The sequence below is a fragment of the Endozoicomonas sp. genome (assembly GCF_031844845.1).
Lineage (GTDB): Bacteria > Pseudomonadota > Gammaproteobacteria > Pseudomonadales > Endozoicomonadaceae > Endozoicomonas.
Genome location: NZ_JAVRMB020000102.1, coordinates 1 through 3617 on the forward strand (window position 1 = coordinate 1; position 3617 = coordinate 3617).

The following is a 3617-nucleotide window of genomic DNA, read 5'->3' on the forward strand; positions in this document are numbered from 1 at the left end:
AGATGTGTATAAGAGACAGTCTCCCGACCAGCGATAGGCTGCCAGTTTGCCTCCTGCCCGTGCAACACTGAAATCAACGCAGGCAACATTGTTTGAAAGGGTCTCAGGTGTGCCATCTAACCAGTAGTGACCAACAAACAGTGGTATACCATCCCGATAACGATACGTATTTTCCGGCAAAGGCGTTTCAGGGAGTTTGGCGTTTCCTGTCCCTGCCACCGCCTGTTGCCAGCTGGTGGCGTTTTCATCCCACCATCGAATCCGGGCTGCAGTACGCCGGTTGCCTTTTTTGTCTTTAAAGCTGTAACCAGCGGGAAGTTCAATCTCAATGCCTTTTATCAGGTATTCGATAGCCTCATACAAAGGGTCGTTTTTGTCGGATGCCGGCGCATAAGCACTGGGTAGCAGGCAGTTATTCCCATCCAGCCATGCAGATACTGCCTCAAAGCTCGGGTGATGCCAAACCGCATGTATCACACGAAGTTCCCCAAGATCGAGAAAAAGCGGGAGTGAACGGAACCAGTCAATGGTTGCTTTATGTTCTGGTGAGTCAAAGGGAAACTCATCCAGAAACTCCTGATGATCTTTTACATTTTTTTCTTTGGCATGGGGGCGAAGGTAGTCGCCATCTGGTCCTGGAGTGGCAAAACAGATGGCATTAAATTCATGGTTGCCCATCACTGCCAGAGCGGCACCGTTTTCTACCATGGCCCGGCATATCTCAATGGTTTTTCGCTGCTGCCGGCCACCATCAATAAAGTCACCGACAAATACAACTTGTCGATCAGAGTGGCGATAGACGCCATTGGTATTCTGGTATCCCAGTTTTTTCAGTAATTGCTCAAGCTCATCAGCCTGACCATGGATATCTCCGATGATGTCGTACATCACATTGCCTCTGTGCTAATTATTAGACTTATTGGTTGTGTTCGGCCTGTAGCCATTGAAGGAGCTCATCAGCACACAGCTGATCGCAGCACTCTGGTAGACAGTGTCGTATAAATTCTGCTTTTTGGGTGGATTCGAGGGACTGACATTGTTCATCTTCCCTGCGCAGTTCCTTAAGTAAACCCTGATAATCCCGCTGAGCCAGTTTGCCCTCAGCAAGCTGTTTTTTAGCAGCCCGCTTTTTGTGTGTTATGGAAGCCCGTTCTGTCTGGATATTGCCAAGCGCTTCCAGCAGGCCACTTGGCTGGAGCCGTGCCTCCTGCAACTGTTCTTTGCGAGCCAGAACGTAGCAGGCTATACCATAAAGCGCTTCTAATAGTTCTGTGGCCAGACCATCACTCTGTGAATCCAGATAGTTTTTGTGAGATCGGGCAAAGTAAGGGATATGAGAAGCCCCGAGACTGAAACCGGCTATTGGGCTGGTTATGGCAACGGTGAGATCAGAATGAGAACGATGGGTAATTAAACCGTGAACCCTGATGCCGTTGGTAATAACAGAAATGGAAGTAGACATAGCGTGTCTCCTGTTTAGCGATATTTATTAAGCGCCTGCAAGTGGGACTAAATCAGCGCATTCCTTTTCAGCCTAAACCGCCCTGAAGAGGGCGTCAATGTTCATCACATCGGATTGCCCCCACCGTTTCCACACTTCACTTATCGCAAAGACCGCTTGTGGTTGCTCGAATCGCAAGTTATAGACTGGACAGCCGTAGGGCTGTATACGATTATTCCTGTCAGATTTGATTTAGCGTCCGGGCAAGTAGAAATATGGCAACACAATACGGCAAAACCTGGTGGGGTGAGCAGTGGCTGAAAGCGCTTAACGGAATTGACTACAGCAACCGGCTGCCTCGCGGACGCCGTTATGCGGGCAATGGCTCGGTGAAGCGCATTGAGGTTTCCGGTTCCAGCGCAGAAGCGGATGTGCAGGGGAGTCGCAGAACACCTTATAAGGTGGAAGTGCGATTGCCCGGGTTTTCCACCACGAATCAAAAGAAAATTGTTGCAGCGATCAGTCAGAACCCAGCGGTGCTGGCTCGCCTGTTAAATCGTCAGTTGCCAGAGCAGACGCTGGCCTTGCTGAGTCAGCAGGGGATCTCTGTTTTTCCCGGCAATTGGAAGGATATGAATGCCCGCTGCTCTTGTCCGGATTGGGCGGTGCCCTGTAAGCATATTGCGGCGGTTATCTATCTGGTGGCCAATGAGATTGATAAAGATCCATTTCTGGTGTTTCGGCTGCGGGGGATGGATTTGCCCAAAGCCATTGAAAAGGCATCCGGTTTGAGTCTGGTTCATCTGGACGCCATGGTGCAGGTGTTGGATGGCTGGCAGACAGAGCCGGTTATTCAGAACTGGTCAATGCCGGAAACACCCGCCTTTGAGCAGTTTGACCTGACCGCCATTGAACCGCTGGGTGAGCGTATTTTCAGTATTCTGAGCCCGCAGCCGCTGTTCTATGGCAAGGATTTCCGTCAGGTGATGGCGGGTGTCTACAAGCGTGCGGCCAGGTTAACCGGCGGTGTGGATAAACTGGTTAATACGCCAACAGGCAATGTGGTGCCGCATAAATCCAAAGATACCTCGACGGACAATGCCGACACAGGGTTCGATGTGACTGAGTTTGACCGACTCAGTCTGGTGGTTGATGAAGCCGGGCGTTTCGTGAATGTCGAATCGGGTGATGGCATTGATACTCCGCAGAATACCCACGAGTGGCTCTCGTTATTGGGGAAGTTGCACATCAGCCAGAGCGCAGAAACCTGCCGACATTATCATTACGCCCTGATGTGGCTTCAGCTTTACCGGCTGGCGTTAAAGCTGGTGGCTGAACAGGCTTATGTGCCCGGGGTGTATCAGGATTCTGGTGACTTTACCCTGATTCGTTACAAGCCCGCATTGCTTAGCGAGCCCGTTAAGGCATTGCTGATGCCATTATACGACCTCTGTCCACCGGATTTGGTGACGTTGTCTCATACACCGGCACGCAAAAAGAAACCGGTTGAATGGTTTGCCGATGGGCAGACGCAGGTGGATACCGCCCTTCATTTGCTGATCAGTTATTTCACCCGGCTGGCACTTTTTCAGTCACCGGGTAATCTGATGGTTGACGATATCGCCTGCCTGTTTTTTACCAATGAGCCCTGTCGTTTTAACCGGTTTGAGAATCGCCAGTATCCAAGGGTAATGCGGGACTGGCTGCATCGTCTCTACCTGGGGGAGCGGGAGCATCGTCTGCATCTGGTGATCAGTGAGGTGATGGAAGGTGTAGAAGATGCGTTGTCCGTTGATATTCAGGTTGAACAGCGCGGCCAACTGAAGCCGCTCTCTGAGTTATTGGGCGATGATCGTTTATCTGATGTACGGATGAGTGCGTTAACGGATCTGGCGCTGCTGGCGGATTATCTGCCGGATATTGAGCGTTTGTATCAAGCGAGTGGTGATCGGTCATTGGTTTATTCACTGGCTGAGTTTACTCCGGTGTTGCTACAGACTCTGCCCGCTTTGAAAATGCTGGGTATTCAGCTGGTGCTGCCTAAAGGGTTGCGCAATCTGGCCTATCCGAAATTAGGCCTTTCCCTTTCCAGTGACTCTGATGAAACGAGTGATAAACCGGTCAGTTACCTGAATCTGGATCAGCTGCTGAACTTTAACTGGCAGATAGCGGTGGG

3 protein-coding genes are annotated in these 3617 nt (G+C 50.8%); 1 reads left to right on the top strand and 2 read right to left on the bottom strand.

What is annotated here, in order from left to right; genetic code table 11:
- Together RM811_RS04870 and RM811_RS04875 are read right to left on the bottom strand one after the other, a co-directional pair.
- A partial coding sequence (locus tag RM811_RS04870) for a metallophosphoesterase (RefSeq protein WP_402521341.1) occupies positions 1-888 on the bottom strand: 888 nt, incomplete at its 3' end.
- Between the two features lie 28 nt (positions 889-916).
- Positions 917-1462: a hypothetical protein gene (locus RM811_RS04875; RefSeq protein ID WP_402521344.1), complete on the bottom strand. Its 546-nt coding sequence runs from the start codon at positions 1460-1462 to the stop codon at positions 917-919.
- Positions 1463-1716: 254 nt separating this feature from the next.
- Between RM811_RS04875 and RM811_RS04880 the strand changes: the two genes are divergently transcribed.
- Positions 1717-3617: SNF2 helicase-associated domain-containing protein (locus RM811_RS04880; protein ID WP_402521347.1), on the top strand; the 1901-nt coding region annotated here is incomplete at its 3' end.

Coding starts and splice junctions, on each gene's coding strand:
- RM811_RS04875 (WP_402521344.1), bottom strand. CDS start 1,462: ATGTCTACTTCCATTTCTGTTATTACCAACGGCATCAGGGTTCACGGT.